This is a genomic window from Streptomyces sp. NPDC006261, from assembly GCF_040613515.1.
Taxonomy (GTDB): Bacteria; Actinomycetota; Actinomycetes; order Streptomycetales; family Streptomycetaceae; genus Streptomyces.
Genome location: NZ_JBEXSI010000001.1, coordinates 128,005 through 152,515 on the forward strand (window position 1 = coordinate 128,005; position 24,511 = coordinate 152,515).

Here is a 24,511-nt window from a genome sequence, read left to right on the forward strand (position 1 = left end):
GGCGGCCGGGACCGGCTCACCTCGCAACAGCAGGAAGCCCTCCGGTGGACATGCACGTCCACCGGAGGGCCGCACCTGGACGACCGGGAACCGCGCGGCTACGGCTGCACCACGATCTTGCGCCCGACCCCCGCCTTGAACTGGTCGATCGCCTGGGGGTACTTCTCCAGCGGCAGCCGGTCGCTGATGAATACGGCCGGGTCCAGCACCCCGCTCGCGAAGAGCGCGGCGGCCCGCTCGTAGCTGTGCAGCACGGCCATCGAACCGGTGACGGTGATCTCCTGGTTGTAGATCCGGTACGGCTCGATGACCGCGGTGGTGGCGTAGTCGGCCACCCCGAACTGGAGGAAGGTGCCGCCCTTGGCGACCCGGCCGAGGCCGTCCTGGATGGCCCCCGCGTTGCCGGTGGCGTCGATGACCACGTCCCAGCCGCCGGGCCGGTCGAGCTCCTCGGCCCGGGCGGCCGCTCCCGTGCAGCCGAGGAGCTTCGCGGTCTCCAGGCGCTGGGGGTTGACGTCCAGCACCTCCACCGACGCGGCGCCCGTGCGCTTGGCCAGCTCCAGCATCATCAGGCCCATCGTCCCGGAGCCGTAGATCAGCACCTCGGCGCCCAGGTTGCCGTTCAGGACGTCGTACCCGCGGACCGCGCAGGAGAGCGGTTCGATCAGGGCCGCGTCGGTGACGTCGACGTGTTCGGGCAGTTTGACGCAGTTGGCGACCGGGGCGAGGGCGAACTCGGCAGCCCCGCCGGGGACGGTGACGCCGATCGCGGCCCAGTTGTCGCAGAGGTTGCCGCGGCCGGAGCGGCAGTAGCGGCACTCGTGACAGTGCAGTGAGGGGTCGACGGCCACCTTGTCGCCGACGGCCAGTTCGGTGACGTCGGTGCCGACGGCGACGATCTCGCCGGCGAACTCGTGGCCGGGGACGATCGGCAGGGTGGGGGCGAACTCCCCCTGGAGGATGTGCAGATCGGTGCCGCAGAGCCCGCAGGACGCCACCTTCACGACCACGTCACGCCGGCCGGGCGTGGGGTCGTCGACCGTGGTGACGGACACCTTGCCGGGGGCCTCGACGATGGCTGCCCTCATTTGACTGCTCCCAGGGAAAGGCCCTGGACGAGTTTGTCCTGGGCGGCGTAGCCGGCGATGAGCACCGGCAGGGACACGACCACGGACGCCGCGCACAGCTGGGCGAGGAAGAGCCCCTGGCTGGTGACGAAGGTAGTCAGGTGGACGGGCGCCGTCCCGGCGACCACGCCGGTCAGCACCCGGGCGAACAACAGCTCGTTCCAGCTGAAGATGAAGCAGATCAGGGCCGTGGCGGCGATGCCGGGGGCCGCGACCGGGGCGACGACCCGGCCCAGCACGGTGGGCAGCCTCGCCCCGTCGACCTGGGCCGCCTCGATGATGGAGACGGGGACGTCGGCGAGGAAGGACTGCATCATCCACACCGCGATCGGCAGGTTCATCGAGGTGTAGAGCAGGACGAGCAGCCAGATGTTGTCCAGGAGCCCGGTGTTCTTCGCGAACAGGTAGACCGGCAGCAGGCCGGCGACCACCGGCAGCATCTTGGTGGAGAGGAAGAAGAACATCACGTCGGTCCACTTGCTCACCCGCCGGATGGAGAGCGCGTACGCGGCGGGCAGCGCCAGCAGGAGCACCAGGAGGGTGGAGAACAGCGACGCGGTGAGGGAGTTGACCAGCGGAGGCCAGGGGGTCGGCCCGCCGTCGCCGCCGAAGAAGGTCCGGTAGCCGTCGAGCGTCAGCGAGGCCGCCAGGGAGGGTGGGTTGGTCGCCGCGTCGGTCTCCGAGTGGAAGGAGGTCAGCACCATCCACAGGGCGGGCAGGCAGAAGACGACGCCCACGGCCCAGGCGGTCAGGCCCAGTGCGGTGGAGCGCCTGCGGGCCTGTCCCGCCGGGCGGATCTTCTCCGAGGTGGCGGTGGTGCGGGTCGGTGGTGCGGTCGAGGCGCTCATGCGCGGCTCGCCTCCTCACGGAAGAGGGAGGAGACCACCCGGAGCGCGAAGGTCGCGATGATCACGGTGCCGATCACCACGACCACGCCCACGGCGGACGCCAGTCCGTACTCATGGGCCCGGTAGAAGGTCTCGTAGACGGTGTACGGGAGGTTGGCGGTGCCGAGGCCGCCCGCGGTGATGGTGAACACGGCGTCGAAGTTCTGCACGATGTACACCGAGCCCAGCAGGACGCCGAGTTCGAGGTAGCGGCGCAGGTGGGGCAGGGTCAGGAAACGGAACATCTGCCAGGGCCCGGCGCCGTCGAGCCGGGCCGCCTCCATCATCTCGGCGGGGCGGCTCTGCAGCCCGGCCAGCAGGATCAGCATCATGAAGGGGGTCCACTGCCAGACGAGGGCGGCGGCGACGGCCATCAGCGGCATCTGCGAGGTCCACTCCGGCTGGGCGACGGACTCGATGCCGACCAGGTTCCCGAACCAGGTCAGCGCCCCGTTGAAGAGTCCGTACTCGGGGTTGTAGAGCGCGTGCTTCCACAGCAGCGCCGCCGAGACCGGCACGATCAGGAACGGGGTGATGAGCAGGGTGCGGACGAAGCCCCGGCCGAAGAAGGTGCGGTCCAGGAGCAGGGCGAAGGCGAGGCCGAGGACGACGCTGGCGATCACCACGGTGGCGGTGAGCAGGACGGTGGTCAGGACCGATTCACGCAGGGCGGGGTCCGTGAAGACGGAGCCGTAGTTGGCGAATCCGGTGAAGTGGCGCTGGTCCGGCTTGAGCGAGTTCCAGTCGAAGAAGGAGATCACCAGCGTTGCCACGAAGGGCAGTTGGGTGACGACGATCAGGAAGACGAGGGCGGGCAGGAGGGGTGCGCGGGTCGCCCAGGCCCGGGCTCTGCTGCCCGTCGGCCGCTCGCCTGGCGGGGCCGGGCGGGGCGAGGTCGGCCGCACGGCGGTGGTCGTGGTCATCGGTACTCCTCCGCTACCTTCTCGGCCAGCTTCTGGGAGGTGGCGAGTGCGGCGTCCACCGACTGGCGGCCCGCGATGGCGGCGCTGATCTCCTGCGCGACCTTGGTGCCCAGGTCCGTGAACTCCGGTACGCCGACGAACTGGATGCCCGCCGTGGGGCGCGGCTGGGTGCCGGGGTTGTTGGGGTCGGCCTCGGAGATGGCCTGCCTGGTGACGTCGGCGAACGCCTCCGCTTCCTTGCGGTAGTCGGGGTGGGCGTAGGTCGAAGCACGTTTCCCGGCGGGGACGTTGGACCAACCGCTGGTGGCGCCGACGAGTTCCTCGTACTCCTTGCCGGAGGCCCAGGAGATGAACTTCCAGGCGTCGTCGCCCTTCTTGGAGGCGTTCTGCATGCCCCAGGCCCAGGTGTAGAGCCAGCCGGAGCTCTTCGTCTGCTCCACGGGAGCCGGTACGTAGCCGACCCTGCCCTTCACCGGGGAGCCCTCGGCCTCCAGCGAGCCGGCGCCGGCGGTGGCGTCGTACCACATGGCGGTCTTGCCCTGGGTCATGTTGTTGAGGCACTCGGCGTACCCGGACTGCGGGGCGCCGAGCTCTCCGTGCCGGCGCACCAGGTCGACGTAGAACCTGGTCGCCTTCTTGAACTCCGGTGACGTCAGCTGCGGTTGCCAGTCCTCGGTGAACCAGGTGCCCCCCATGGTGTTGACGACGGTGGTGAGCGGGGCGATGACCTCTCCCCAACCGGGCAGGCCGCGCAGACAGATGCCCTTCATCCCGCGCTGCGATCCGTCGGTCTTCGCGGCGAGTTCGGCGACCTCCGTCCAGGTCGGCTTGGCGGGCATGGTGAGTCCCTCCTTCTCGAAGACGTCCTTGCGGTACATCAGGAAGGAGGACTCGCCGTAGAAGGGCTGGGCGTAGAGCTTGCCGTCCTTGTGGGTCAGCGACTCGCGCAGCGGCGGGAGGATGTCCTGCTGGTCGAAGTCCGGGTCGGCGTCGACGTAGGCGTCCAGCGGGCGCAGCCAGCCGTTCTCGGCGAAGAAGGGCAGCTCGAAGTTGGAGATGGTGGCGATGTCGTACTGGCCGGCCTGGTTGGAGTAGTCCTGGCTGATCTTGTCGCGGACGTCGTTCTCGGGCAGCACCGTGAAGTGGACGGTGATGCCGGTCTCCTTGGTGAAGTGCTCCTTGGTCAGCTTCTGGAGTTCGACCATCTGCGGGTTGTTCACCATCAGGACGTTGAGGGCGTCGCCTCCCCCGAAGGAGGTCCCGCCCGCTCCGGCGCAGCCGGCGGCGAGGAGGGCGAGTGCCGCGGCGGCGGCGCCCGCACGTGGCAGGCGGCGTGGTCCGTGTCGTCGGCGGGGGTGAGGGCGCATGGGGACTCCTGATCAGTCGTAGCGGCTCGGTGATCGGGTCGGGCGAGGGGAGGGAGGTACGGGTCGTGCGGGGGGGGTTGCGCGGGTCGTGCGGGCAGGGCGAACCGCGCCCCGACGGGGGGCGGGGCGCGGTGGTACGGGGGGGGCGGCGGCCGGTACGGTCCGGGGCCGGTCAGACGCGGATGACCTGGGGGCCCATGAGGGAGTAGCGCTGGGCCTCGGCCGAGGAGAGCCCCGCGTCGGTGACGATCGCCTCGAAGTCGGCGACACCGGCGAACCGGCAGAAGCTCACCGCGCCGAACTTCGAGTGGATCCCGGCGAAGACCCGGCGCCGGGAGCTGCGCATGGCCTGGGCCTTGACCTCGCTGACGGCCGGGTCGGGCGTGGTGAGGCCGTACTCGCGGGAGATGCCGTTGGCACCGACGTAGGCCAGGTCGATGACGAAACCGGCGAGCATCTTGGAGGCCCAGTGGTCGACGGTGGCCATCGTGGAGCCGCGCACCCGCCCGCCGAGCAGCAGGACGGAGATCTTCTCGGCGTCCGCGAGGACGGTGGCGACGGCCAGGGACGCCGTGACCACGGTCAGCGGCCGGTCCCGGGGGAACGCCTCGGCGACGAGCTGGGGGGTGAAGCCCTCGTCGACGAAGACCGTCTCGGCGTCCCCGAGCAGATCGGCGGCGGCGGCCGCGATCCGCGACTTCTGCGGCACGTTGCGGGTCGTGCGGACCGCCAGCGTGGTCTCGTAGCCCGCCGACTCCACCGGGTAGGCGCCGCCATGGGTCCGGCGGAGCAGACCGTGCTCCTCCAGTACGTGCAGATCGCGGCGGACGGTCTCCTTGGCCACCTTGAACAGCACCGCTAGGGCGTTCACCTCGACCGATCCGTCCCGTCGGGCGGTGTCGAGAATTCCTCTGCGGCGTTCGTCGGTGTCCACGACACACATCCCTGGCTCTTGCGGTGGCGCTGTTCAGGCGGCGGCCCGGTCCGTTCGGGCCCATGTGACGTTTTTACAAGCAGGGTCACCCGCTCGACCAGGCTCTTCGCCGGATTCCCTCTGCCCGTTCATGCCCGTTTCCCCCGGCGGACCGCCGCTGGTCACACCCGTACCACCGGGCTTTCCGGGCACCCCCGGCGTCCGCTCCGCCGGGTGTCGCGCCCGAGTCGTGCCCGATCACAGGGAACGGTGCCCGTTCTCCCGGGAGTGTCAGGAGACGGGCTCCTCCTCCAGGCCTTCGAGGCTGTCCATGAAGGAGCTCACCGAGAACACCGCGCGGCCGGGTCCCGCGGGGCCGTAGCCGGGCGGGGAGTTGAGCCCGAACTCCTCCAGCGTCGCCCGGTACGCCTGCAGGAGGCGGATGTGGTACTCCAGCGGCGCGCCGAGCGGGTTGGCCTTGCCGAGCGGGGTGGTGGGCTCGGGGCACCATGTGGTGAAGCGCGGCACGACCCCGTTCGACATGAAGTACCGCAGGCCCTCGGTGGTCGATTCGATGGCCTCGCTCACCTTCGTGAAGCCGAAGGGCTCCGCCATCTCGATGCCTGCGACGAAGTTGGGGATCACGTTGCGCGGCCCGAACACCTCGGCGGACTCCAGGATCCGGCGGTGCCACTCGTCGCGGCCGACGTAGCGCTCCTTGCCGGGGCAGTGCAGCTGGAACAGCCGGCGGTCCCACACCTCGAAGTTGGGGTGGTAGATCCGGATGCCGTAGTCGTGGAAGCGCTGCACGTCCTCGCGGGGCAGCGCCTGGGCCACCACCTTGCCGGTCCAGCGGCCGGGGAAGCGCTCCTCGATGGCCTTGGCGTAGTGCCCGTAGAAGTCGGCCTCGTCGCGTCCGGCGACCTGGGAGGTGATCGAGCCGCCCGTGAGGGTGTAGGCACGGGAGACGCCCGCGGTGTCGTACCGGTCGATGATCTCCAGGGCCTCCAGCACCTCCTCGACCGGCTTGACCCCGGTGTACGGGCGGCCGGCCGCCTTGTGCTGGCGCCAGTTGTGGTTGATGTCGCAGAACTGGCACTCCTCCTTGGCGCCGAAGTACTGGCACACCCGGAAGACCGTCAGATAGATGAGATAGCCCCACTGGATGGTCGGGGCGACCTCCATCACCGACTTGCCGTTGGACAGCTGGTGGCGGTAGTACTCCGGCATCGGCGGCAGCCCGACGTCCGCGATCCGCGCCCCGTCGAGGTAGAGGCCGAGCGTGCCGTCCTCGCCGCCCCGCACGACGTACGGCGAGTCGGGGTTGACCCGCACCGACACGACCGTGCGGCGCAGCCCGTAGGGGCCACCGGTGAGCACGACCTCCTCGGGCGGCCGGTTGAGCGCGGCGGCGCCGAGCTCGGGCAGGGTGCGGTGGTCGAAGGAGAAGATGAAGTACGACTTCGGCTTCACGTCACCGGTGGCTCCGCCGACCGATCCGCTGAGCGCGGACTCGTCGAAGGCCATGCCGCCACGCAGCAGGTCCTCCTTGATGACGGCTTCCCGGGGTACCTCGGGGAAACGCCCCATCAGGTCCTCGACCAGTGCCGTACGACTGCTGCTCGGCATGTACGCGAACCTCCGTGGTCACCCCACCGCAACGGCGCGCGTACGGGTGGGCAGGTCTTGTCCAGTCAGGCTGGCAAGCCTACGCCAACGCCTTCCGCCACCCGCATTGACCAGCGGAGAACGCGTGCAGGGGCCCTTCGGGGCCGGCCCTGGGACAATGCGGGGTAGGGCGAGGGGCCCTAAGCCCGACTCCGACGAGGCCTTCACGTGAAGCCCTGGACGAAAGCCGCGAGAGCCGACCGACCCCCGGGGGCCGCACATGTCCGGCACACCGAACGCCGCAGCCGGAGCCCCGATCCGGGTCTTCCTGCTGGACGACCACGAAGTGGCACCGGCGTCGAGGGGGCGGACCGCCCGACGCCGTCGGAGTGACCGGGAGAGGCGGAGAGGGGCCCCGTTCGGACCGTGGACAGGGCCGTTCGGCCCCTGCTGCGCCGAGCGTGACCTGCGGGAAGCTTGATCCGAGGGAGCACCGGAGAGGAAGCCATGCCCACCACCGACCATCTCGTGGAGACCGTGACCTCGCTGGTCGAGGACGCCGTCACCGCACCGTCCATGCACAACGCCCAGCCCTGGAGGTTCGTCCATCGCGCGGGCACCCGGGTCCTCGCCCTGTACGGAGACCCGTCGCGCTCACTGCCGGCCGGTGACCCGGACGGGCGCGGGCTGCACCTGGGATGCGGGGCCGCGCTGTTCAATCTGCGGGTGTCGGCCGCCCACCACGGGTGGGACGCCGTCGCAGAACTGCTTCCCGACCCGCGCGACCCCTGGCACCTGGCCGATGTCGTGCTCCAGGAGCCCGACCCGGCGGGACCGGGACCGGCGGACCTGTACCCCGCCGTACGGCAGCGGCACACCAGCCGCTTCCCCTTCTCCGACGAGCGGATCCCGGGGGAGATACTCGACGGTCTCCGCGGTGCGGCCCTCCTGGAGGGGTGCCGGCTGATCGTGCCGGGGTCCTGGCACTCGGACGCCGTCCTGGACCTGGTGCGCGACGCCGCACTCTTCGAGTCGGCCGACGCCGCGGTCCGCGAGGAGATCGCCTCCTGGACCCGTACGGGCAAGGCCGGGGAGGGGCCTGCCACCGAGGGCATACCGTCGTACGCCCTCGGTCCCCGGCAGTACGGGGTCAGCGCCCCCGCCCGGGACTTCGACGCACCGCGCGACCTGCCCGGCCGGGCCGTCGCCGCCTTCGAGGCGCAGCCGCAGATCGCGCTTCTGGGCACGATGGACGACGCCCCGGCCGACTGGCTGCGGGCGGGGCAGGCCATGGAGCGCGTACTCCTGCAGGCCACCCTCGACGGGCTGTCGACCTCACTGATGTCGCAGCCCCTCGAATGGCCCGAGCTCCGCGCGCTGACCCGCGAGCCCGGCTCCCTGACCGGCTTCGTCCACATGGTGTTCCGGTTCGGCTACGGCCCGCGGGGAGTGGCCACGCCGCGGCGGCCGGTCGGTGAGATCCTGAGCGTGGAATGAGAGGGCGCGTGGCGCACCGGTGCGGGGCCTGCCCGCGGGCAGGCCCGAGGCCCCGCCACCGGATGCGGGCTCTGCTGCCGTTCAGCCGCTGTCGTCGTCCGTGGCCGCGTAACCGGGCGGAACGATCTGGACCGGGCAGTGCCCGTGGTGCAGCAGCGCGTGGGTCACCCGGCCCAGCGCGGAACCGCCCCCGATCACCCGCCGCCTGGCGCCCATGACCAGCAGGTCGGTGATGGCCGTGGCCTCGACGAGAATGCCGGGAACACTGGTCCCGGTCTCGACGTCGTGGGTGACGGTGAGGCCGGGATAGCTCTTGCGTATCCGGTCCGCCACGGCGGCCGTCTCGTGCACCTTCTCCTCGGTGATATCCCCGATGCTGTCGAGCATGGTGGTGAACCGGCCGACGTAGGCCAACGCGTTGCTGACGCTCAGCAGCCGCAGCGACGCGTTGCGGACATGCGCCTCGGCGGCGGCAATCAGGAGCCAGTCGAGGTCGGACGTGCCGTGCACGGCCGCCGTGACCACCCCGGTCGCCGCCCGGTCGGGCTCGCCCCGTACGACGATCACGGGCACCTCGGTGCGCGCGGTCACGCCCAGTCCGACGGAGCCGAGCGTCAGTGAGGCGAATCCGCCGAGCCCCCTGCTGCCCACCACGATCGTGCCCCGGTCGCCAGCCGCCGCGTGCAGTGCGGCCACCGCGTCGCGGCGGCTGAGCTCCTTCGTCACGATCAGGTCCGGGTACTTCTCCCGCACGGCGTCTGCTGTCTCGGCCGGCACGTCGCTCGCCGCGTCCCACAGGGCCTGGAGGGTCTCGGTCGGGGTGAGGACGGAACGCCCGTCGATGTCGGCGGCGTGGACGATGATGAGCGGCTGCCCACGGAGGTCCGCCTCGGCGGCGGCCCAGAGGGCGGCGGCGCGCGCCGGCGGGGAAGCGTCGACTCCGACGACGACGGCGCCGAGTTCCGCGGGGTCGGGAAGGTCGCTGGTCATGGCTTCTCCTCGGGGGTGGCCCGGGGCTCGGGGGCTCGGGAGTCGGGGTGGCCTGAGGGTTCAGGGCGGCCCGGGGCTTCCTCTCCACGGTCGCACCGGAGCGCCGCCGCCGCGCAGAGGCCCTTCGGTCCCGATCCGGCGCTCTCGGCACCTCGCCCGGCGGGCGCCGCGCGGGGAGACTGGACGCGGGGTTCCGCGCCGGGAGGGCCGCGTACCGAGGACGGCCCTGGCCATGACCCATGTCGCGCACCCCACGACCCTCCACAACCCGGCCCCGGTCGCCGTCGTCCCCGTCGAGTGACCCGCAGGTGCCCTTCAGGTCTCCCGCCCCCGCCGTTCTGCCTGGGTGTCACCGGGTTCAGCGGGGATCCCCCGGGGCGTCGTCCACGACGATCCTGCGCCCGGTGATCCGGCGGGGCACGAGGACCATGACGTGCTCACGCCCGTCTCCCGCCCAGGGGGTCGAGTACGCCGTCTCCCTGAGCCGGCGCGCCTCGTCCTCGTCCTCCACGGCGCGGACGGTGCCCACGAGCAGCACGCTCCAGCCCTTGCTGAAGGCGTCGTCGATGTGGTCGGCCTCGAACGCGATCTCCGTCCCGGCCGCTGTGGCGAGCGGGGAACCGTCCCCCGTGCTGAACATGACCTCGCCGTCGAGCACCTGGTAGTTCACCGGCAGGACGACCGGCCCGTCGCCGTCGTTCAGCGCCACGCGCCCCACACCGTGATCGCCGAGCAGGGCCCGGCATTCGGTCTCGTCGAGTTCGGCCATCCGGGACCCCCGGGCCCCCCTGCCGAGCCCGCCCGGCAGGTCCACGGTCCCACCTGTCAGCTCCTGGACCGTCGTCTCCAGGGCGTCGGCGAGCCGGAGCAGGAAACCGATGCCGGGGGTCGCGGACTGCTCCTCCACGTACTGGATGTAGCCGGGTGCGGCACCCGCCCTCAGGGCCACGTCCTGCCGGGACAGATCGAGCTGGAGGCGACGGGCCGCGACGCGCCGGCCGATGTCACCTGTCGCCGTATGCGGTGGTCGGTCCATCGTGAGGCCCTTCTGCTCGTCGGGGCGGGGCTCCGCACGCCCACGCTAGCGACAGCCCGTGCGGCTCGCAGCGCGGTGCCGGGGCGTACGCCTCTATCGGGACGGCGGGAGTTCGCGGTGTGGGGCATCGCCGGCGTGTCGCATCTCTGGAGGGGAGCGCCCCCGAACCGGAGCGCCTCTGGAGCGGAGAGGATCTCCGGGTTAGGCTCGCCTTACCCAGAGCGAACCCCCTGCCTCTCACCAGGAGACGTTCATGCGCCTGCTCATCCGGCTCTCCGCCCACGGTCTTTCCGGTCGGCCATGACCGCCCCCGGGCCCGGCCCCGCGGCCGAAGCAGCCCAAGCAGCCGACGCGGAGAGTCCCTTCGCAGCGTTCGGGCTTCCCGGCAAGCCCGGCACCGACGCGTTCTGGGCCGCGGCGCGGACGCCCCTGTCGGTCCCCGCCGACGACGGCTGGCTGACGCTGTTCCTGTGGCGGGGGTCTCCGGCCGACCTCGACTTCGAGAGCTGGTCGGGGCCCCTGCCCCTGCGGCGGTGGGCCGCGACGGACTGCTGGTACGCCGAGGTCCCCATGCCCGCGCGCCTGCGGGTGACCTACCGGTTCCTCGCGGACGGCGAGGCCTGCGCCGATCCCCGCAACCCGGACGGAGCGGGCGGCGACCGCTCCATCGCCGCGACCCCGGACTCTCCGCCCCAGCCACACTGGCCCGCCGTCGGCCCGGACGACGTCCTGCCCCTCCCCGGCACCCGGCTGCGCTGGAGCAGCGAGCGGCTCGGGGGGCGGCGGACGGTACGCGTCCACCCGGTCGCGGGCGGCGGGCCGGTGGTTCTGCTGCTCGACGGGGACGACTGGCTGTACCTCCACCCCGCGATGACCGCGTTCGCCTCCGCCGTGGCCGCCGGCGAGCTGGAACCCGTCACCCTGGTCTTCCTCCCGGCCAAGGACCGGGAGGCCGAGTTCGCCTGCCGCCCGGAGCTGTGGGAGGCGGTCCGGGACGAACTGCTGCCGCTGGTGGCCGGATCCGGTGTACGGGCCGACCTGGACCGGCTGGTGGTCGCCGGGCAGAGCCTGGGCGGGCTGAGCGCGCTGTACGCGGCGCTGGAGTTCCCGGAGTTCGTCTCCCGTATCGCCTGCCAGTCGGGGGCGTTCTGGTGGGCGCCCGGCGCGGCGGAGCTGGCGGACCCGCTGGGCGGGCCGGCCGGCGGCGCGATCGCCGGACTCCTGCGCCGGGAAACCGACTTGTCGCGACTGCGCTGCGCGTTCGACGTGGGCGAGCACGAGACGCGGATGCTGCCCCACTGCGAGCTGGCCGAGTCGCTCACCGAGCGGGCCGGCGCGACCGTGCGGGTCTCGCGGTCCGCGTCGGACCACGACCGGGCGGGCTGGCGGCAGGCCCTGCTGCGGGATGTCGCCTGGGCGCTGGGCTGAGCCACCGGCGGGGGCGCTCGTCGCCCCCGCCGGTGGCTCACCGGGCCACGGCCAGGCAGTACGCCTCGTCGCCCGCGAGCAGGTTGCGGTGGGTGTCCTCGGCGGCGATGACCCCCTCGTCCAGGACGAGCACCCGGTCCGCCGCGTCCAGGAGCGCCGGGCTGCTGGTGATCACGAGCGTGGTGCGGCCCCGCCGCAGCTTCGCGATGTTGCGGGCGATCAGTTGCTCGGTGACCGCGTCGACGGCGGTGGTCGGGTTGTGCAGGACCAGTACGTCGGCGTCGGCGGCCAGCGCACGGGCCAGGGAGAGCCGCTGGCGCTGCCCCCCGGAGAGGTTCGCCCCGCGGTCGCGGACCGCGTAGTCGAGCCCGTCGGGGTGGAGGGCGACGACATCGGTCAGCATGGACGCCTGGACGGCCTCGGGGAGCGTACGGCTGGTGCCCGACGGGTCGATGTTCGTCCGGAGGGTGCCACCGAAGACCTCCGCGTCGTACGGGTTGACCAGCATGTGCTCGCGGACCGCCTCGACCGACAGGTCCGCGAGCTCCTGCCCGCCGAGCCGGACCACTCCCTCGTACGCGGCCGGCGCGGCGTTCACGGCGAGTACCGCGACGAGGTCGGCCGCCGCGCGCGGCTGGTAGGGGGTGATCGCCACGAACTCCCCGGCGGCCACGGTGAACTTCAGCCCCTGCAGGGTTCCGTGGCGGACACCGTCGACCTCCAGGTCACCTCCCGGGGCCGGGCGTTCGGGGCCCGGGGTGGCCACCGGCGGGGCCGAGAGCACCAGCGCCATGCGCTCGGCGGAGGCGCGGGCGATCATCACGTACTTGGGCATCTCCGAGAACATCTTCAGCGGTTCCATGATGAACTGCGCGAGGCCCACGGCCATCACCAGTTCACCGATGGAGATCTGGCCGCCGAACGCCAGCCAGCCCGCCGTCAGGGAGACGGCGGCGGCGAGGACGGCGTTCAGGGCCAGAGCGGTGCCCGCGTACGCGCCGTTCACCCGGGCTACGGTGATCGCCTGACGCTTGGCGTCGGTGCTGACCCTGCGGTAGGAGCCGAACGCCGCGTGGTTGCCGCCGAAGCCGTGGAGCGGGCGCAGACCGATGATGAGGTCGGCGACCTTGGCGCCGGCCCGCGCCACCTTGGCCTGCTGCTCCTGGGTGCTGGAGCCGATCCGTTTGGACATCACCGCCAGGATCGACAGGATGCCGACGGTCCCGACGATCACCAGCAGGCCGAGCCGCAGGTCGGCCAGGCTCAGCGCGACCGCCGCGACGACCACGGCGACCAGGGAGCTGATCAGCAGCGGCACCACCTCGATGATGTCCGCTGTCTGGTCGGCGTCCTCGGTGGCGATGGTGAGGATCTCGCCGGACTTCAGGCCGTCCACATCGTCCCTGGCCACCGGCTGGAGCCCGCAGGCGGCCACCTGGACCCGCCAGCGGTGTGCCTCGGTCGTGTTGGCCTTCTGGAGCACCCGCATGCCGAACCGCCACGACAGGGAGACCGTCGTGATGATCACGGCGAGCGAGCCGATCGACACCCCGAGCGAGCCGAGGCTGCGGTCCTGCATCGTGTGTTCGACGATCAGCCCGAGCGCGATGGGGAACGCGGTCTCCGCCGCCTGGTACAGGCCCATCAGGACGGTGCCCGCGATCATGGCGCCGATGTTGCGGCGAAGGGCGGTCCGCAGGATGGCGGCTCCCGGGCGGGGCCGCTGCGTGTCAGTTTTCATCAGTCGTGTCGGTTCTCATCAAGATGGCGGGCGATCGCTTCCGGGGTTCGCAGGGTGAACAGATCACGGATCGTGATCACAGGACCGTACGCGCGGCGGAGCAGCCCGATCAGCCGGACCGCCAGCATGGAGTGTCCTCCGAGGGACACGAAGTCGCTCACCGCGCTCACCTCGTCGTCGTCCAGGTCCAGTGCCTCGGCGAAGAACTCGCAGACCACGGTCTCGGTCTCCGTGGCCGGGCCGCGCTCCCCCGCGGTGGTCAGCGCGCCGAGCGGCCGGGCCTCCGGCAGCGCCTTGGTGTCAGCCTTCCCGTTCACGGTCAGCGGGATGCTGTCGACCTGCGCGAAGTGTGTCGGGCGCAGGAAGTCCGGCAGCGCTGCGCTGACTTCACCAGCCACCGTCGCCAACTCCGCTCCTTCCAGCACGAGATAGGCGGCCAGCCGGTAGGCGCCGTCGACCTGCGGGTCCGGCTGGGCGACGGCGGCGACGAACCGCACCGCCGGGTGGGCCGCGAACACGGATTCCACCTCGCCCAGTTCCACCCGGTGGCCACGGATCTTGACCTGCTGGTCGGTGCGGCCGAGGTAGGTGATGTTCCCGTCGGGCCGGCGGGCCACCAGGTCCCCGGTGCGGTACATGCGTTCGCCGGGCGCGCCGAACGGGCAGGCGACGAAGCGGTGCGCGGTCTGGGCGCTCTGGCCCAGGTAGCCGCGGGCGATGCCGATGCCCGCCACGTACAGCTCGCCGGGGGCCCCGTCGGGCAGCGGCCGCAGCCAGGGGTCGAGGACGTACACCTCGGTGTTGTCGATCGCCACGCCCACCACCGGGTCAAGGCATTCGAAGGTGCCGACGCCCAGGGTGTTGATGGTGTACTCGGTGGGCCCGTACAGGTTGTAGCCGACCGTGCCCTCGGTCCCGGCGAGCCGCTGCCACAGCGCCGGGGTGACGGCCTCACCGCCCAGCAGCACGAGTGGGGGCCGCCGTTGCGGGTTGTCCAGCAGTCCTTCGGCGATCAGCTGCTGTGCGTAGGTCGGGGTCACGTTGATGACGTCGATCGCGTGCTCGCCGCAGTATTCGACGAGCCGGGGTGCGTCGCGGCGCAACTCCTCATCACAGATGTGGACTTCGTGTCCGTCCGCGAGCCAGAGCAGCTCCTCCCACGACATGTCGAACGCGAACGACACGGTGTGTGCGATTCGGAAGGTGCGGTGGCCGTGCTCGGCGAGGACCGGCTCGAAGATCCGGCGCTGATGGTTGATCAGCATGTTGGTGAGCCCCGCGTACTCGGTCACCACGCCCTTGGGCCTGCCGGTCGATCCGGAGGTGTAGATCGTGTACGCGGGGTGCCTCAGCCGGCCCGGATCGTCCGGGGCGAACGTCACGTACGGCTCGGCGGCCGGCAGCGGACGGTCCAGCTCGATCAGCTCGCCGGTCAGCCGGGGCGACACGCCGCTGACGGTGAGGATGACCTCGGGCTTCGCGTCCTCGACGATGGCCGCGATCCGCTCGTCCGGGTGGTCCAGCTCCAGCGGAACGTATGCGGCACCGACCCGCAGTACGGCGAACAGCGCCGCGATCCAGTCGAGCGAGCGTGGGATCGCCAGGCCCACGGTCGTCTCCGGGCCGATCCCCCGCTGGGCGAGCACACCCGCCACATCCCGGCTGCGGTCGCGGAGTTGGGCGAAGGTCATGGTCGCGCCGTCGGCGACGAGGGCGACGCGCTGCGGATGACGGTCGGCCGCGAGGTCGAAGCGGTCGACGACGGTGTCCGTACCGACCTCCGTACGCTCGACGGGCTCGGGGTCCGGTCCCAGGCCGCGCAACGCGCCCATCCGCCCCGTCGTCGAACGCGCCACGTCCTCCAGCACGCGCAGGTAGTCGTCCAGCAGCCGGCGGGCGGATTCGGAGTCGCCGTGGCGGTGTTCCAGCTTGACGGTGAGCCGGTCGCCGGGCGTGACGACCCAGGTGTACGGGTAGTGCGTGGAGTCGTCCGCCCGGACGGAGGTGATGCCGTGGCGGGCGTTCATCGCGGCGAAGGCGTCCAGGTCGAGGAAGTTCTGGAGCACGAAGAGGTTGTCGAACAGGGCGTCGTGGCCACTGGCCCGCTGGATCTCGCCGAGCCCCAGGTGCTCGTGCTCCATCGCCGCCACTCGGGCCGCCTGTACGGCGGACAGGTACGCGCCGACGCTTTCCTCGGGGCGGGCCCGCGTCCACATGGGCACGGTGTTGAGGAGTACGCCGACGATGTCGCCGTGTCCCTCGCCCTCCCGGCCCGAGACGGTGACGCCGAAGACGGCGTCGCTGCGGCCGGTCCGGGCGCCGAGCAGAAGGCCGAAGGCGCCGGTCAGCACCGAGTTCAGGGTGACGCCGTGGACGCGGGCAGCCTCTCGCAGCAGGTCCGTCAGCTCGGCGGAGAGCGTCTGCACGAGCGGCTCGGGCAGCTCCTCGCTGAGGGCCGGGGCGGGTCCCGCCAGCAGCGTCGGCCCCGGAAGGCCCGCCAGGTGGTCCGCCCAGAAGCGTTCCGATACGGCGGGGTCCTTGGCGGCGAGCGCCCGGGCGTACTCCTCGAAGCCCGGCACCGCCGGGGCCGCGTCCCACCGCTCGCCGGCGACGACGGCCTCGTACGCGTCGAACAGGTCGCGCAGCACGATCTCGCGGGACCAGCCGTCCCAGAGCAGCAGGTGGTAGCTGAGCAGCAGCCCGTCCCGGCCGTCCGGCAGCCGCACGACGGTCACCCGGATGAGTGGCGGCTCCCCGGGGTCGAAGCCGCTCTCACGGTCCCGGGTGCGCAGCTCTTCGACTTCGGCGTCCGTCGTCAGCTCGGCCGTGCGGACGTCGACCCGGCGGCCCGCCTTGAGGAGCTGGACCGGGTTTCCGTCGTCGTCGGTGGTGAACCCCGCGCCGACGACCGGGTGACGCGCGATGACGTACGCCATCGCCTCGGCCAGGGCGTCGGTGTCCAGGCGCCGGTCGAAGGTGAAGTAGCTCTGCGCGACATAGTGTCCGGCCGCGCCCGCCATCTGGGCCTGGAAGAAGAGGCCGCGCTGGAGGGGGGTGACCGGTGCCGTGCGCTCGGCGGTGGCGGAGGCGTCCACGATCTGCGCCAGGGCGGTGAGCCAGTGGTCGGTGAGCGCGTCGGGTATGCCCGCGGCGAGGGTGAAGGCGGCGTGCAGGCTGCCGGTGGCGTCGTCGGTCCAGGCGTTGACCTCGACGGCGTACGGGCTGTCGCTGTGGCCGCTGCCGGTGATGTTCAGGGCATTCGATTCGCCGCCCCGGCCGAGGTAGTTGAAGAGGACCTGGGGGCGGGCGGTGAGGAGGGGGGCCGTCTGCGGGTTGAGGTACCTGAGCCGCCCGTAGGCGGCGTGCCCCTCCTCGTCCGGCTGGCGGCCGGCGATCTCGCGGGCCGCGGCGACGGGGTCCGTCTGCGGGCTGAGCCGGACGGGGGCGATGGAGGTGAACCAGCCGACGGTACGGGCGTAGTCGTGGTGCTCCTCGGCCGGGACCCGGCCGTGGCGCTCCAGATCGACCGCCAGGTCGGTGGGGGCGGCCTGGATGTGGGTCAGCGCGGTGCGCAGGGCGCCGCAGAGCAGCTCGGTGAGGCCGACGCCGAGGGCGGCGGGGGCGGTGCGCGTCACGACGTCGCTGGCGTCGGGCGGGAAGACGACGGTGGTCTCGCGCAGGTCGGCGGGGGCGGTCGTGTCCGTGGAAGCGGTCGTGTCCGTGGGCGCGGGCAGCAGGAGCGGGGCCTGGAGGGTGGTGATCCAGTCGCCGAGGCCGTCGGCCGACTTTGCCGACCGTACGGCGAGGGCTTCGGCGTACTCGGCGTAGGGCGTGGTCGGCGGCGGGAGGGCGGATCCGCCCAGGGCGGTGGTCAGGTCGTCCAGGAGGATCAGCCAGGACACCGCGTCGACGGCGAGGTGGTGCACGGTGACGACCAGGGTGCGTCTCGCCGCCAGCCAGGAGAACGCGATGACCTCTCCGGCCTCGGGGGCGAGCCGCCCGGCCGCCTCGTTCGCCGCGGCCGATGCGTCGGCGGTGTCCGAAGTGACGACGGCGGCCTCGCGGGCGGGTTCGGTGCGCAGGGTCCAGACGCCGTGCTCGACGTGCAGCCGCAGCCGGAGGGCCGGGTGCGCGGCCACGACGGCGTTCGCGGCGCGCCGGACGTCGGCGAGGCCGGTGCCGTCGGCCACCACCAGTGTCCTGGCCTGGGCGAACCGGGTCAGCGAGCCGCCCAGCTCCCGTTGGCGCAGGATGATCGGCGTGAGCGGCAGCGGGCCGTCCTCGCGCCGGGTGGGCGGTGTCGGCGCGGCCTGCGGGGCGCGCGTGGCCAGGTGGGCGGCGAGGGCGCGCGGGGTCTTGAGGAGGAAGACGTCCCGGGGCGCGATCGGCAGGCCGAGTGCGCGGGCCCGGTTGATCAGGGTGATGGCGACGATGCTGTCGCCCCCGGCACCGAAGAAGTCGGTGCCGGCGTCCACGGCGGCGCCGGGCAGCGTCTCGGTGAAGATGTCGATGAGGGCGGTCAGGGCGTCGGAGCCGCTCGCGGCCACCGGAGCGTCCTGCTGTGCGGCGCGCTCGGTGAGGGCCTTGCGGTCCAGCTTGCCGTTGACCGTCAGCGGCAGCGCGTCGACCGGCAGCACCCGGCCCGGCACCATGTGGACGGGCAGCTTCGCCAAGAGCAGGGCGGTGAGGTCGGCCGGCGCCTCGCCCACGACGTGCGCGACGAGGTGGTCGCCGCTGTCCGCCACGGTGACGGCCACATCGACGACGCCGCCCAACCCTCGTATCGCTCCCTCGACTTCGCCGAGCTCGACCCGGAACCCCTTCAGCTGCACCTGGTCGTCGGCGCGCCCCGCGAATACCAGCTCCCCGTCGAGCGTCCGGCGGGCGAGGTCGCCCGTGTGGTACATCCGGGAGCCGTCGTCCGCGAACGGGTTCGCCACGAAGCGGCTCGCGGTGAGTCCGGGGCGCCCCAGGTAGCCGAGGGACACCTGATCGCCCGCGACGTAGATGGCGCCCGCCCGCCCCGGCGGCACCGGCCGGAGCCGGTCGTCGAGCAGATAGGTGGCCAGACCGGGGATCGGGCCGCCGATCGGGCTGATGTCCGTGGAGCGGGCGAAGTCCTCGTCGGTCAGCACCCGGTGGGTGACGTGGACGGTGGTCTCGGTGATGCCGTACATGTTGACCAGCTCGGGCGCACCGGTGCCGTGCCGCTCGACCCAGCCGCGCAGCCGCCCGAGGTCCAGCGCCTCGCCGCCGAAGATGACGCGGCGCAGTGCCGTGACCGGCCGCTCGGCGTGCAGGTCGGCCTCGATGAACTGGTAGAAGGCCGAGGGGGTCTGGTTGAGCACGGTGACGCCGCGCTCGCGGACCAGCCGGTGGAGGTCGACGGGCGAGCGGGTCAGCCCGTACTCCGGCACCAGCAGCTCGCCGCCGTGCGCGAGGGCGCCCCACAGCTCCCATACGGCGAAGTCGAAGGAGAAGGAGTGGAACTGGACCCATACGTCATGCGGCCCGAACGCCATGTCCGGCCGGGTGTTGGCGAGGAGCGTCACCACCGCGGAGTGCGGGACGACGACCCCCTTGGGCCGGCCGGTCGAGCCGGATGTGTAGATGACGTACGCGGGGTCCTGCGGGTTCACCACGGGCGCGGCGGTGTCGGCGGGGGGCGGGCCCTCCTCCCCCTGGACCAGCACCCGCGCCTGCACGCCCGCCCTCTCCAGCAGCCGGGTGAAGCGGTCGCGCTGCTCCCGGTCCACGAGGACGACCTGCGGGGCGGCGTCGCCGAGGATGTACTCCAGCCGTTCGTCCGGGTAGGCGAGGTCGAGCGGGACGTACGCGCCTGCGGCGGTGACGACGGCGACCAGCGCGACGACCTGCTCCAGGGAGCGCGGGACGGCGACGGCGACCCGCTGCCCGGAACGGACACCGGCCGCGCGCAGGGCGGCAGCCAGCGCGTCCTTGGCGGTGGCCAGTTCGCCGTACGTCAGGGACCGGTCGGTTCCGTCCAGAGCGCACTGGGTCACGGCCGTGGCCGCCGGGTCGCGGCGCGCGGCGGCGTCGAACAGCTCGCCCAGGGTGGTCGGGCCGGTCCGCTCCGCGACCCGGTCCGCTTCGCGGACCAGCTCGTCGACCCGGGCGTCCGGGCGGCTCAGCAGCTCGGTGAGGGCCCGGGTGAACGTGTGCAGGATCGCCTGGGCGCTCTCGCGGCGCAGCAACTCCCCGTCGTAGATCAGGTTGAAGCGGGGGCGGCCGTCGCGGGATCGCTCGACGACCAGCGTCAAAGGGTAGTGCGGGGCACCCTCGTTGACGATGTCGGTGATGGTGAGGGTGTCGTCCGGGCCACGCAGGGCCTCCACGTCGGTCGCGACGTCGAACACCACCAGGGTGTCGAAGAGCGAGCCCGCGCCGGCCTGCCGGCTGATCCTCGCCAGCGACACGTGCTGGTGTGCCAGCACCGCGCTCTGGTGCTCCTTCACTGCTGTGAGCAGGTCGTACGCGGTGTCGGCGACGCCCCAACGGGCGCGCACGGGAATGGTGTTGATGAACAGGCCCACCATGTCCCGGATGCCGGGGACCTCTGCGTCCCGCCCGGAGACGGTGGAGCCGAAAACGACGTCCCGGCCGTGCAGGACGCCTGCCAGTGTCACCGCCCACGCGCTGTGCACGGCCACGCTCACGGGTACGCCCGCCGACCGTGCGGCGATGCCGATGTCGTCGGCGGGCTCCACCGCGACGTCGGCGTACCGCTCGGAGGGGGTGTGCCCTTCGGCGACCAGCGAGGGGCCGGGCAGGTCCGCGAGCTCGTCGCGCCACACCCGGTCGCTCTCGTCCTGGTCCTGATCGGCCAGCCACCCGACGTAGTCGCGGTAGCCGCCGAGCGGGTGCACGGAGCCCGGTGCGTGGTACTCGGCCAGCAGGGCGCGGAGCATCGGCGGGACGGACCAGCCGTCGGCGATGATGTGGTGCACGGTCTGCACCAGGACCGCGCGGCCGGCTCCGGCGCGGATGAGGGTGTAGCGCATCAGGGGGCCGGTGGCGAGGTCGAACCCTGTGCGGCGGTCCCGTTCGGCCAGGTCGCGGATCTCGTCGTCGGTGATGGCGGGGCGGTCCAGTGTGGTGAAGGGCGCCCGGATGCCGCTCTCGACGACGGAGACGACCCGGCCGTCGGCGAGGGCCGTGAAGCGGGCGGCCAGGTTGGGGTAGAGCGTGAGCAGCCGGGTGGCAGCCGCCGCGAGCCGGCCGGCGTCCACCTCGCCCTCCAGCGTGAGCAGTTGCTGCTCAACGTAGCTGCCCGTGGCCTCGTCGTCGAAGACCGAGTGGAAGTAGAGGCCCTCCTGCAACGGCGTCAGCGGCAGGACGTCACGCAGGCCCGTACCGTCCAGGTCGTCGACGTCGGCCTGGGTGAGCGGCACCAGCGGGAAGTCGCTGGGGGTGTGGCCGCCCTCCTCCAGCTCGGCGAGGGCGGACAGGGCCGAGCCGAAGTACGCGCCGAGGGTGGCGATGTCCTCGTCGGTGAACACACCCTCGGGCCAGGAAAGGGTGGTGACCAGCTGGAACGCGCCGTTGGCGCCCGGTTCGGCGATCGCGTTGAACTCCAGGGCACGCGTAAGGCGCATTCTCGGGTCGCGCTTTTCGCCCAACTGCCCTGTGGAGGCGGCGAGCTGCCACTCCCCGGCGGCGTCGGCGTCGAAGCGGCCCAGGTAGTTGAAGAGCACCTGGGGTGCGGGCCCGGCCAGCTCGGTGTCGGTGAGGTAGCGCAGGGCGCCGTAGGAGACGCCGTTGCCCGGCACCCGGGCGAGGTCCTCCTTGACCGCCTTGAGGGCGGCGGCGAGATAGGCGGGTGCGGTGAGGTCGGATGCCGCGCCCGGGTCCACGGTCACCGGGAACAGGGTGGTGAACCATCCGACCGTACGCGACAGTTCGGGTTCGAACCCGGCCGCGTCCGCCACGAACCGCCCCTCGCGGCCGTGCCCTTCCAGCTCGATGTGGGCGAAGGTCTGCTCCTGCCCCCGGTCGCGGCGCCACCGGGCGAGGGCGACAGCCAGGGCGGTCAGCAGGACGTCGTTGACGCCCGCGTGGAACTTGGCGGGGATCTCCCCGAGCAGGGCGGCCGTCTCCTTCGGGCCGGCGGAGAAGGTCCGGGTCCGTTCCCGGGCCACGGTGTCGGCCTCGGTGAGGGCACGCCTGCCGATCGGGGCGTCCTCTCCGGGCAGGGCGCGCTGGAAGTACGTGCGGTCGGCGTCGAAGGGCGCGTGCGCCAGGAGCTGGGTCCAGCGCCTGAACGACGTACCGACGGGCGGGAGTTCGATGGGTGCGCCGGTGACGTGCTGCCGCCAGGCCGTGGCCAGGTCGTCCATCAGGATCCGCCAGGACACGCCGTCGATCACCACATGGTGGGCGACCAGGACCAGTTGGCGTGCCGCGCGCCGCCAGACGGCACGCAGCATCTCCCCGTTGTCCGGGTCGAGTCCCTCGGTGGCGCGTTGGACGCACTCCTGCACCGGCGCGTCACTCTCCTGCCATCCCACGGTGGCCTGCCCGGCCGGCGGGATGTCGAAGCTCCAGCGCTCGCCGCGTACCAGTCGGGCGCGGAGCATGTCGTGGCGGTCGAGGACGGCGGTGAGGACGGTGTCGAGAGCACCGGCGGTCAGCTCCGGCGGAGTGTTCAGGACGACCGACTGCACGAAGCCGTCGACCGCGTCGGTGGTCTCGCCGAGCCACTGCACGACGGGCGATCCCACGACGGTGCCGGTCGCGGTGTCCGCGTGGTCCACGGTGGAGACGTCGTCACGGCTCGCCACCGCCGCCAGTGCCCCGACGGCGCTGTGGGTGAAGATCTGACGTGCCGTCACATGGAGGCCCACCTCCCGCAGGGCGCTGAGCAGGGAGATCGCCAGGATGCTGTCGCCGCCGAGCTGGAAGAAGTCCTGGTCGACGCCGACGTCGGTCAGCCGCAGCACGGTGGCGACCGCCGCGCACACCAGGCGCTCGTTCTCGGTGGCGGGCGCCACGAGGCCGCCGGTGGGCCGGGAGGGTTCCGGCAGGGCGGCCCGGTCGATCTTGCCGTTCGCGGTGAGCGGGAACGCCGTCAGCACGACGAGGTGGGCGGGGACCATGTACTCGACCATATGGGCGGTGGCCCAGGCCGTGACCTCTTCTGCCGTGAGCTTGCCTCCGCCGGCGGAGGGGATGACGTACCCCACGAGGTAGGTGCCGCCCGCGCTGTTCTTCCGGGCGACGACGCAGGTGTGCCGGACGCGGGGGTGCTCGGCGAGTGAGGCCTCGACGTCCTCGAGCTCCAGGCGCATGCCGCGGATCTTGATCTGGTTGTCGGCGCGGCCGAGGAAGTCCAGCGATCCGTCGGGGGCGTACCGGGCCAGGTCGCCGGTCCGGTACAGCCGGGATCCGTCGGAGGCGAAGGGGTTGGCGACGAACCGCGAGGCGGTGAGGCCGGGGGCCCCGGCGTATCCGCGCCCCAGGAGGAGTCCGCCCACGTACAGTTCGCCGCCGACGCCGACCGGGACCGGGCGCAGTTCGTCGTCCAGCACGTAGAGCTGGGTGTTGGGGTTGGCCCTGCCGATCGAGGTCGACAGGCGTTCGGCCTCGCCCCGGTAGATGACGTGGGAGACGCCGATGGTCGTCTCGGCGGGGCCGTAGCCGTGGTACATGGGGATGTCGAGCCGGGTGCGGAACCGCTCGTACAACTCCGGGGTCAGGACCTCGCCGCCGCACCAGACATGGCGCAGGCTGTCGAGGCGGCCGGAGCCGGCCTCGATCTCCAGCAGGACGTCGAGCATGGAGGAGACCAGGTAGGTGAAGGTGACGCGCTGCTCGGCGATCACGCTGAGCAGGTGGTGGGGGTCGCGTTCGCCGCCGGGCCGCAGGATCACCAGCCTGCCGCCGGACACCAGCGGCAGGAAGATCTCGTTGATGGAGATGTCGAAGGACAGCGGCGCTTTGAACAGCGACGCGTCGTCGTGGCCGAACCGCAGGATCTCCTCCCGCTGCCACAGCAGGCGCTCACTGATCGCCTCGTGGCGGATCATGGCGCCCTTGGGCCGGCCGGTCGAACCGGAGGTGAAGATGACGTACGCCAGTGAGGTGGCGTGGACGGCCGTCTCGGGGGCCGCGACCGGGTAGGAGCCGAACCCCCAGTCGCCGAGGTCGACGGCGACGGCGTCCGGCTCGGCGGCGTCGGACCCGCCCGAGCCGTTGAGCTGGAGCACGACCGCCGCGTCCTCGATGACGACGGCCCGGCGGGCTGCGGGCCACTGCGGATCGAGCGGTACGAACGCGCACCTGGCCTGGAGTACGGCGAGGAGCCCGATGACCATGTCGGCGGAGCGGCCGAGCGAGATCCCGACGACCTGTTCGGCTCCGAGGCCGCGTTCGATCAGGTGGTGGGCCAGCTGGGCCGACCGCTCCGCGGCCTCACGGTACGTCAGGGTCCGGTGCTCGTCGACGATCGCGGCGGCGTCCGGCCGGGTGCGGGCCTGCTCGCGGAACATCTCCATGACGGTCGGGCGGACGCGGTCGGCCCGGTTGTCGTTCCACCGGGCCAGGGTCTCCATCCGTGCCACGATGCTGGAGGGGCCGATGGTGCCGACGGGCCGGTCCGGAAAGCCGGCCAGGTCGTCCAGGGCGAGCTGCGCTTCGGCCGGCCGGACCTCGTCGGGGACCGTGATGCTCAGCCCGTCCGCACCGACCTCCCAGCCCGGGCTTCCGCCGCCGCCGTTGTCGACCCAGCCGAGGACGTCGGCGAACGCGGTGCCGGGAGTGAGGTCGATGCCGTCGGGGCCGGCCCCTGTCGCCCAGTACGCCAGCCCGATGGCCGACGCCTCGGCGATGGTCCGGTCACCGTAGTCGCCGAGGCGTCGGCGCACATCGGTGAAGTGGGCGGGAGAGAGCAGTACATGAGGAGCGGTCGGTTCCGTCATCGAGGACTCAGCACCCTTCCAAGGCGTTCAAGTCAGCCTAACCTTACTGAGGTTGCC

12 protein-coding genes are annotated in these 24,511 nt (G+C 72.1%); 2 read left to right on the forward strand and 10 right to left on the reverse strand.

All coding sequences use genetic code 11. The features are described from left to right. Positions 1-98: 98 nt before the first annotated feature. The 6 genes from ABZ154_RS00615 to ABZ154_RS00640 form a co-directional block, all read right to left on the reverse strand. Complete coding sequence (locus ABZ154_RS00615) at positions 99-1,088, reverse strand: zinc-dependent alcohol dehydrogenase family protein (RefSeq protein WP_356827638.1); 990 nt, start codon at positions 1,086-1,088, stop codon at positions 99-101. Then, on the reverse strand, positions 1,085-1,975 hold the full coding sequence (locus tag ABZ154_RS00620; protein ID WP_356827640.1) for a carbohydrate ABC transporter permease: 891 nt from the start codon (positions 1,973-1,975) through the stop codon (positions 1,085-1,087). The genes ABZ154_RS00615 and ABZ154_RS00620 overlap by 4 nt, the downstream gene beginning before the upstream one ends. Beyond that, positions 1,972-2,937: a sugar ABC transporter permease gene (locus tag ABZ154_RS00625; protein WP_356827642.1), complete on the reverse strand. Its 966-nt coding sequence runs from the start codon at positions 2,935-2,937 to the stop codon at positions 1,972-1,974. The genes ABZ154_RS00620 and ABZ154_RS00625 overlap by 4 nt, the downstream gene beginning before the upstream one ends. Then, positions 2,934-4,304 carry a sugar ABC transporter substrate-binding protein gene (locus tag ABZ154_RS00630; protein ID WP_356827644.1) on the reverse strand — a complete coding sequence of 457 codons (1,371 nt, stop codon included), beginning with the start codon at positions 4,302-4,304 and terminating at the stop codon, positions 2,934-2,936. The genes ABZ154_RS00625 and ABZ154_RS00630 overlap by 4 nt, the downstream gene beginning before the upstream one ends. A gap of 172 nt (positions 4,305-4,476) precedes the next feature. Next, positions 4,477-5,238 carry a DeoR/GlpR family DNA-binding transcription regulator gene (locus ABZ154_RS00635; protein ID WP_356827646.1) on the reverse strand — a complete coding sequence of 254 codons (762 nt, stop codon included), beginning with the start codon at positions 5,236-5,238 and terminating at the stop codon, positions 4,477-4,479. Between the two features lie 270 nt (positions 5,239-5,508). Next, positions 5,509-6,846: a radical SAM protein gene (locus tag ABZ154_RS00640; RefSeq protein WP_356827648.1), complete on the reverse strand. Its 1,338-nt coding sequence runs from the start codon at positions 6,844-6,846 to the stop codon at positions 5,509-5,511. Positions 6,847-7,332: 486 nt separating this feature from the next. Between ABZ154_RS00640 and ABZ154_RS00645 the strand changes: the two genes are divergently transcribed. Continuing rightward, positions 7,333-8,322 (forward strand): nitroreductase, encoded by a 990-nt coding sequence (locus tag ABZ154_RS00645; protein WP_356827650.1) that lies wholly within the window; start codon positions 7,333-7,335, stop codon positions 8,320-8,322. Between the two features lie 81 nt (positions 8,323-8,403). On the opposite strand, the gene ABZ154_RS00650 is transcribed toward ABZ154_RS00645, so the two are convergent. Further along, positions 8,404-9,312 (reverse strand): universal stress protein, encoded by a 909-nt coding sequence (locus ABZ154_RS00650; RefSeq protein WP_356827652.1) that lies wholly within the window; start codon positions 9,310-9,312, stop codon positions 8,404-8,406. Positions 9,313-9,670: 358 nt separating this feature from the next. After that, the gene (locus ABZ154_RS00655; RefSeq protein WP_356827654.1) at positions 9,671-10,348 is read right to left on the reverse strand and encodes a pyridoxamine 5'-phosphate oxidase family protein; all 678 of its coding nucleotides are present in this window, start codon (positions 10,346-10,348) and stop codon (positions 9,671-9,673) included. A 300-nt stretch (positions 10,349-10,648) separates the two neighbouring features. Here ABZ154_RS00655 and ABZ154_RS00660 point away from each other — a divergent pair, with 300 nt between their 5' ends. Further along, a complete protein-coding gene (locus ABZ154_RS00660; RefSeq protein ID WP_356827656.1) occupies positions 10,649-11,776 on the forward strand; it encodes an alpha/beta hydrolase-fold protein in 1,128 nt (375 codons plus the stop codon). 37 nt (positions 11,777-11,813) lie between these two features. Here the strand turns inward: ABZ154_RS00660 and ABZ154_RS00665 are convergent, their stop codons facing one another. Both ABZ154_RS00665 and ABZ154_RS00670 read right to left on the reverse strand, forming a co-directional pair. Then, a complete protein-coding gene (locus tag ABZ154_RS00665) occupies positions 11,814-13,517 on the reverse strand; it encodes an ABC transporter ATP-binding protein (protein ID WP_356827658.1) in 1,704 nt (567 codons plus the stop codon). Beyond that, a complete protein-coding gene (locus ABZ154_RS00670; protein WP_356827660.1) occupies positions 13,517-24,454 on the reverse strand; it encodes an amino acid adenylation domain-containing protein in 10,938 nt (3,645 codons plus the stop codon). Before ABZ154_RS00670 ends, ABZ154_RS00665 begins: the two co-directional genes overlap by 1 nt. Positions 24,455-24,511: the final 57 nt, after the last annotated feature.

Excerpts from the sequence above, each read along its gene's own strand:
- ABZ154_RS00615 (WP_356827638.1), bottom strand. The coding sequence starts at position 1,088 with ATGAGGGCAGCCATCGTCGAGGCCCCCGGCAAGGTGTCCGTCACCACG.
- ABZ154_RS00620 (WP_356827640.1), bottom strand. The coding sequence starts at position 1,975 with ATGAGCGCCTCGACCGCACCACCGACCCGCACCACCGCCACCTCGGAG.
- ABZ154_RS00625 (WP_356827642.1), bottom strand. The coding sequence starts at position 2,937 with ATGACCACGACCACCGCCGTGCGGCCGACCTCGCCCCGCCCGGCCCCG.
- ABZ154_RS00630 (WP_356827644.1), bottom strand. The coding sequence starts at position 4,304 with ATGCGCCCTCACCCCCGCCGACGACACGGACCACGCCGCCTGCCACGT.
- ABZ154_RS00640 (WP_356827648.1), bottom strand. The coding sequence starts at position 6,846 with ATGCCGAGCAGCAGTCGTACGGCACTGGTCGAGGACCTGATGGGGCGT.
- ABZ154_RS00645 (WP_356827650.1), top strand. The coding sequence starts at position 7,333 with ATGCCCACCACCGACCATCTCGTGGAGACCGTGACCTCGCTGGTCGAG.
- ABZ154_RS00650 (WP_356827652.1), bottom strand. The coding sequence starts at position 9,312 with ATGACCAGCGACCTTCCCGACCCCGCGGAACTCGGCGCCGTCGTCGTC.
- ABZ154_RS00655 (WP_356827654.1), bottom strand. The coding sequence starts at position 10,348 with ATGGACCGACCACCGCATACGGCGACAGGTGACATCGGCCGGCGCGTC.
- ABZ154_RS00660 (WP_356827656.1), top strand. The coding sequence starts at position 10,649 with ATGACCGCCCCCGGGCCCGGCCCCGCGGCCGAAGCAGCCCAAGCAGCC.
- ABZ154_RS00665 (WP_356827658.1), bottom strand. The coding sequence starts at position 13,517 with ATGAAAACTGACACGCAGCGGCCCCGCCCGGGAGCCGCCATCCTGCGG.
- ABZ154_RS00670 (WP_356827660.1), bottom strand. The coding sequence starts at position 24,454 with ATGACGGAACCGACCGCTCCTCATGTACTGCTCTCTCCCGCCCACTTC.